A 6,736-nucleotide genomic window follows, 5' to 3' on the forward strand; every position below is an offset into this window, starting at 1 on the left:
TCCGGCTGGCGCAGGTGTCCCTCGATGTTGTGAAAGAACCTCAGTCATGATCCACCAGCGCCTGCGCCCGTTCAACACCCGCGTCACCTATCCAGAACAGAAGCTCGACAACGATCTTTCGCAAGGTGTAGTCGCCCGCGGCACCACGGTCTTCCTTCGCGGCCAGGTTTCCCAGGACCTCGATACGCGTGAATGCCTGCATGTCGGCGACCCCGGCGCGCAAACCGCCAAGACGATGCAAAACATCAAGATGTTGCTTGAGGAAGCGGGCAGCGAAATGGCCCACATCTGTCGCATCGTCGTCTATGTCACCGACATCCGCTATCGCGAAGCGGTCTATCAGGAAATGGGAAAGTGGCTGAAGGGCGTTTTCCCTTGCTCTACCGGCATCGTAGTCCCAGCGCTTGCGCGTCCAGAATGGGTCGTCGAAATCGAGGTGACCGCGGTCATCCCCGACGCCGCCTGACCCGGAGGCTGAACAGTTGACCTTTTCGATTTCGGCCCGCTGCGCAACAACTGGAATGTTTGGCATCGCGGTTTCGTCGTCCAGCCCGTGCGTCGCGGCGCGCTGTGCTCATGCACGGGCTGGCGTCGGCGTCGTTGCCACCCAAAACATTACCGACCCCACCCTCGGCCCACTTGGCCTCGACCTTATGGCGTCTGGACTGAGTGCTGGCGACGCGCTCGAACGCATCAAGTCACAAGCCCGACACCTCCAGTATCGCCAGCTCGCGCTGGTCGATGGCAATGGTGATGGAGCCGCCTTTTCTGGCAGCAACACGCTCGGCACCCACCGAACCGTGATTGCGCCAAACGTCGTGGCCGCCGGCAATCTGCTGTCCAATGCGGCGGTTCCCGAGAAGATGGTCGATGCATTTATGGCAGTTGAGCGCGGATCGCTCGGCAGCCGCCTGATCAAGGCTATGCGGGCGGCACTGGCAGCAGGGGGTGAAGAGGGGCCGGTCCATTCGGTCGGCATGCTGCTGGTGCGCGAGGTCGCGTGGCCTGTGGCCGACCTGCGCGTGGATTGGCATGAGGCCGATCCTATCGGTGAACTCTCCAGGTTGTGGGAATTGTGGGAGCCGCAACTGGACGCTTACGTGTCGCGCGGGATCGACCCATCCGTCGCGCCGTCCTACGGAGTTCCCGGCGATATGTAAGTCAGTGATGACGCCTTGACAGCAAAATTTGTAGCCGCCATCGTTCGCGGTGGTTTCTTACGCAATCGTCCGATCGACGCCGCGAGGAATACCTAGCTTGAATACGAACCTAGCTCAGGGCCTCGTGAACGATCTGGATTTGCGTACCTTTTCAATGCGATTTACGTTACGGCAGCTCGCCTATTTCGTGGCTGCGGGCGAGGTAGGCGGGGTGACCCTTGCGTCGGAACGCATCAATGTCTCCCAGCCTTCGATCTCGGCTGCGATCTCGCAGCTCGAGGTGGAATTCGGCCTCCAGCTCTTCGTTCGGCATCATGCCCAGGGATTGTCCCTGACGCCGGCCGGCAGACGTCTTTTGCATGCCGCCAAGGCGCTTTTGCAACAGGCGGAGGACCTTCATGGCATTGCCGACGAAGTGGCCAAGTCGGTTTCCGGTCCGTTGCAGGTCGGCTCGTTCCGCACCTTGGCGCCGATGCTCATTCCCGAATTGTGCAAAGGGTTTCTTTCCCAGTATCCCGCTGTCAAGCTGCAGGTCAGCGAAGACGACGAGGCAGCGCTGATTGCCAAGTTGCGGCGTGCCGAGATCAACTTGGCGCTGACCTATGCGATTCACCTGACCGATGACATTGCGTTCGAACCGCTGGCCGAATTGCCCACCTATATCCTGCTGCAGGCTGATGATCCGCTTGCCCGAGAGAAATCGATCGAGTTGTCGGCGCTGGCAGATAAGCCGTTCATCTTGTTGGACATGCCGCTGAGCAAGGAATATTTCCTCAATCTGTTCGTAACGCATGGCATTGCCCCGAACATTACCGCACGGTCCGTTTCGCCCGAAACCGTTCGCAGTTTCGTGGCTTGCGGTTTTGGCTACTCGCTCATGACCGCGCGTCCCATGAACATGGCCGCCGTCAATGGAAAGCAACTCGCCTACGTGCCGCTGGCGGGAGACCATCCCCCCATGGTGCTCGGTATCGCTACGCTCAAAGGCCTGCGCAAGACGCGTGCCACGGAGAGGTTCGAAGAGCATTGTCGCGAGCTCATGACCTCCGTCAATCTGCCGGGCATGGCGCCGATGCCTTGAGGCGCTATGCCGTTAGGTCGTCGGCCAGTCTGCGCAGCATCGACATGCACTGGGTCATCTGGTCGAGGCTGATGAATTCGTCCGGCTTGTGTGCTTGGCGAATGTCGCCGGGGCCGCAAACGACCGTCGGTATGCCTAGCCGCTCGTGAAACAGTCCGCCTTCGGTGCCGAAGGCTATTTTCCCGAGCTTGCCGCCATTGGTGTATCTTTGAATCTCCTGAACCACGGCAGCGTCCGGCTGGGTGTTGAGACCAGGGTAGGCGTTGACGATTTCGAGCGCCACGCCGGAGTCACGAAAGCGCGACTGCGCCTGGCTTGACAATTCCATAGCCCGATCGGTCAGACGGTCGAGCAGCGGCTGCGCATCGTCGGTCGGAATGTTGCGGATCTCGAAGTCGATGCTGCAACGGTTGGGTACTATGTTGAGCGCGGTCCCGCCGTTGATGATGCCAACGTGAACGGTCGTAAACGGCACGATGAAGTCCGGGTCGCGTGCGCCGCTTGTTAGCAGTTCGTCCTGAAGTGCACGTAGCGTGCCCACCATGTCGGTCGCGAGGTAAATGGCGTTCAACCCTTCAGGGGCATGGCTGGAGTGGCATTCGCGCCCGGTGCAGTTGATCCGGCCCGCGACCTTGCCCTTGTGTGCGACCACTGTCTGCATGCTGGTCGGTTCGCCGATCACACACATGGAAGGGCGGTATGAACTGTTGGCCAGCAGGTCAATCAGCCGCCGCACCCCCACGCAGCCGATTTCCTCGTCATAGCTGAAGGCCAAATGCAGGGGACGGTTGAAGCCGCGCGCCGCATATTCCTCGAACAGCACCAGCACGCAGGCGATGAAACCCTTCATGTCAGCCGTTCCGCGTCCGTAAAGAAGGTCGCCCTGCTGGGTCATCCGGAACGGATCGCTGCTCCAGGCCTGACCTTCCGTCGGCACGACATCTGTATGGCCAGACAAAAGCACGCCAGCAACCTCGGCCGGTCCGAGCGTCGCATAAATATTGGCCTTGGTGCCTTCCTGATTGTGGACGATCTGGGCCTTGATGCCGAGCTTGACCAGGAAATCGCTGACGAAGTGTATCAGGTCGAGATTGGAGGTCCGGCTGATGGTCGGGAAGGCGACAAGCCGATCAAGTATTTCCGTGGCGCGCTGAATGGACATTGATCCCGAGCTATGGCTCGTTGAAGTTCGTTCCAGTTACCCGACCGGGCTGCACCGGCGCCATTTGGTTTTTCCGAAGCCGAAGATCGTAAAGTCCATTGTTCCAGACGCGCGAACGGTACCTGATCGTTTTCGCCGTTCTTCAGCTTAGTCTTTTGCGAATGGCAGGCTTGGGAGCGCCGTCCTAAGCCTGTTGGCAGCAACCCAGATATCGCCTGGGGCTTGCGTGAGGGTCTGGAAATGGAAATTCGGTTTCGACGCGAACATGACACCCTTGGGCATGTGGATGTGCCCTTCGATGCCTTGTGGGGGCCTCAAACGGAACGCGCACGGACAAACTTCCAAATCTCAGGCATGACACTCGGCCGTTTTCCGCATCTCATCGTGGCGCTGGCCATGACCAAGCAGGCTGCCGCCCGCGCCAATGCCCGCCTTGGCTTGCTGTCACACGAAAAATGCGACGCCATCTCAAGTGCCTGCGACGCGGTGATCGCCGGCGGCCATTTCGATGCCTTTCCGCTTGACCCCGTCCAGGGCGGGGCCGGCACGTCGGTCAACATGAATGCCAACGAGGTCATCGCCAATCTTGCCAATGAGAGGCTTGGCGGTGTGCGCGGCGCAAATGAACCGGTTCACGCCAATGATGACGTCAACCGGTCGCAATCGACCAACGATGCTTACCCTACCGCGGTGCGCCTGTCGCTGCTTTTGGCTCATGGCGACCTCGATCAGGCGCTTTGCTCGCTGGTTGCCTCGTTCGAGGAGCGTGCAGCGGTTTTCGCAAAGATCGCCAAGCTTGGCCGTACCCAGCTGCAGGATGCGGTGCCGATGACGCTCGGCCAGGAATTTTCGGCATTTGCAACGGCGCTGCATGAGGATGTGTCCCGGCTCCGCGAGATGTTGCCGCTGCTGGCCGAAGTAAACCTCGGCGGCACGGCCATCGGTACTGGTCTGAACGCGCCCAAGGGATATGCCGGGATCGCGCTGAATGAGCTTTCGGCGATCAGCGGTCACAGGCTGACGCCGGCTGCCAACCTGGTCGAGGCCAGCTGGGATATGGGGGCATTCGTCCTTTTCTCCGCCATGCTGAAGCGGCTCGCCACAAAGCTCTCTAAGATTTCGAACGACTTGCGTTTGCTGTCGAGTGGCCCTCGCGGCGGCCTCGGCGAAATCCGGCTGCCGGCAGTGCAACCCGGTTCGTCGATCATGCCAGGCAAGGTCAATCCCGTCATACCGGAAGTCGTCAATCAGGTCTGCTTCCAGATCATCGGCAACGATATCGCCGTCACCATGGCTTCGGAGGCCGGCCAGCTTCAGCTCAACGCCATGGAGCCGCTGATAACTTTCAACCTGCATTTCTCGATGCAAATGCTGGAGGCCGCAATCCGCACACTGGATAAGCAATGCGTGCGGGGCATCGAAGCTGACGCTGGGCGTTGCCGGACGCATCTCGAAGCCAGCGTGGGCTCGGCCACCGCGCTGGTGCCGCTGATCGGGTATGGCCGCTGCGCTGAATTGGCCAATGACGCGCTTCGGCTGGATCGAAAGGTGGCTGAACTTGCGGTGGAGCGCGGTTTGGTGAGCGGCGAACAGGTGGATTTCATGCTCGACCCGATGACACTGGCGTTTCCAGTTTGATCGGCCCCTTGGCGGTCCTCGATCAGTTTATCCGATGCTGGGGGCCGATATTCACGAATGTACCGATGTCGGAAGCCTTGTCAAAACTGTGAGCAGGAAATCGCAGGGTGGGATGGTGAGGCTGTCGGTCCCTGCGCCCAATTCAACGATAGCAGGTATTCGCAGTGACAACTTTGCCGAAGATGATGAAGGCTGTGGTCGCGTCCCGTCCTGGCGGGCCGGAGGTTCTGGCGCTGGTCGAACGGCCCTTGCCCCATCCGGGGGCAGGGGAGGTTCTCGTCCGCGTCGAGGCCGCCGGGGTCAACAGGCCCGACATCGCGCAGCGTCGTGGTGCAATTGCGGTGCCGGCGGGGGTCACCGATGTGCTTGGTCTGGAGATTTCCGGTCAGATCGTTGCTGCGGGTCCAGGTGTTGCTCCGTCGATGGTGGGAACATCGGTTGCAGCACTGGTATCTGGCGGTGGCTACGCCGAGTATTGCCTTGCCCACGCGGGCCACTGTCTGCCGATACCCTCCGGGCTCGACCATGTCGCCGGCGCGGCACTGCCTGAGGCAGCCTTCACCGTGTGGCACAACCTGTTCGAGCGCGGATGCCTTGCTCCCGGCGATACGGTACTCATCCACGGTGGCGCCAGCGGCGTCGGAACCCTGGCCATTCAATTGGCGCGGGCTGCTGGTGCGACCGTCTTGGCCACGGCTGGCGGTCCCGAAAAGACGCAGTTCCTGCGAGCGCTGGGAGCCGACGTAGCCATTGATTACCGCAGCGAGGATTTTGTCGAGATTGGCCGAAGGGTAACCGGCAATCGCGGTGTGGATGTCGTCCTGGATATTGTCGGCGGCAGCTACATCAGTCGCAATCTGGCTGTTCTGGCGCCCGGTGGCCGCCATGTCAGCATTGCCTTCATGGAAAGCGCTCTCGTGGAGGTCGACTTGACCGTCATCATGATGAAGGGACTCACTTTGACGTCCTCGACAATGAGACCCAAGTCGGTGGAAGAGAAAAGTCGACTGGCGCGCGCTGTAGGGCGGCACGTCTGGCCGCTGGTGGCGAGCGGCAAGGTCACGCCGCCGATCTTTGGAACTTATCCGCTGACCGCCGCGGCGCAGGCGCACTGCCTATTGGACGAAAATGCAAATATGGGAAAAGTTGTGCTCGTTTGCGGCAAGCACAGCAGCCGTGCCGGCGAGTCTGCTTACGGTCGCGACCAGGGGAAAGTGGTCCGGAATGTCGAGCGTCTTGCGGCTGAGGGGTGACCAGCAGCCGTCGTCGATGATGCCGGTGACGGCCGCCGACGGTTTCGTAGCGGCCCTTCCAGCCTGAAATCGCATCGAACAGGGCCGCCAGCCACCGCTCGGGGTTGCCGCTGCGCGGCGTCGGCGTCTTGGTCGTCTCGATCACGGCGTCCGACGATCGCCTTGGTGGAGACGGGACGGACACGCTGGGTGGCGTCGTAGGCGATGACGTCGGCGCCGGCTCGTGGAGGTTTTCGCCTTGGACCTCCCCTGCGATCTCGACGACGTTGATTGTTGCGTCGAGGATTGGCGGCAAAAGGTTTCGTGGAAGCGACCGTCGGGGTGAAGTCGCCGAAATTCGCGGCCTCTCACTTCACCCAGCACCATCCCAGGATACACCCGCGGATCACAACCTTTTGGGAAACGGCGAAGGGATTGCCTTCTGGCAGCGCCACCCGGATCA

Annotated in this window: 6 protein-coding genes; 5 read left to right on the forward strand and 1 reads right to left on the reverse strand. The window is 60.9% G+C overall.

All coding sequences use genetic code 11. The features are described from left to right. Positions 1 to 46 precede the first annotated feature (46 nt). The 3 genes from ASC75_RS09675 to ASC75_RS09685 all read left to right on the forward strand — a co-directional run bounded on the left by ASC75_RS09675 (position 47) and on the right by ASC75_RS09685 (position 2,241). Entirely contained in the window at positions 47 to 466 is a 420-nt protein-coding gene (locus ASC75_RS09675) for a RidA family protein (protein WP_055973758.1), read from the forward strand. A gap of 16 nt (positions 467 to 482) precedes the next feature. Further along, on the forward strand, positions 483 to 1,160 hold the full coding sequence (locus ASC75_RS09680; RefSeq protein WP_055973761.1) for a DUF1028 domain-containing protein: 678 nt from the start codon (positions 483 to 485) through the stop codon (positions 1,158 to 1,160). A 97-nt stretch (positions 1,161 to 1,257) separates the two neighbouring features. After that, positions 1,258 to 2,241 (forward strand): LysR family transcriptional regulator, encoded by a 984-nt coding sequence (locus ASC75_RS09685; protein ID WP_244487803.1) that lies wholly within the window; start codon positions 1,258 to 1,260, stop codon positions 2,239 to 2,241. A 4-nt stretch (positions 2,242 to 2,245) separates the two neighbouring features. On the opposite strand, the gene argE is transcribed toward ASC75_RS09685, so the two are convergent. After that, on the reverse strand, positions 2,246 to 3,403 hold the full coding sequence (gene argE, locus ASC75_RS09690) for an acetylornithine deacetylase (protein ID WP_055973768.1): 1,158 nt from the start codon (positions 3,401 to 3,403) through the stop codon (positions 2,246 to 2,248). Between the two features lie 240 nt (positions 3,404 to 3,643). On the opposite strand from argE, the gene ASC75_RS09695 reads away from it, so the two are divergent. Further along, complete coding sequence (locus tag ASC75_RS09695) at positions 3,644 to 5,041, forward strand: aspartate ammonia-lyase (RefSeq protein ID WP_055973772.1); 1,398 nt, start codon at positions 3,644 to 3,646, stop codon at positions 5,039 to 5,041. Between the two features lie 164 nt (positions 5,042 to 5,205). Then, on the forward strand, positions 5,206 to 6,294 hold the full coding sequence (locus tag ASC75_RS09700) for an NAD(P)H-quinone oxidoreductase (RefSeq protein WP_244487804.1): 1,089 nt from the start codon (positions 5,206 to 5,208) through the stop codon (positions 6,292 to 6,294). The last annotated feature ends 442 nt before the right edge of the window (positions 6,295 to 6,736 follow it).

It is taken from the genome of Aminobacter sp. DSM 101952, from assembly GCF_001424795.1.
GTDB lineage: Bacteria > Pseudomonadota > Alphaproteobacteria > Rhizobiales > Rhizobiaceae > Aminobacter > Aminobacter aganoensis.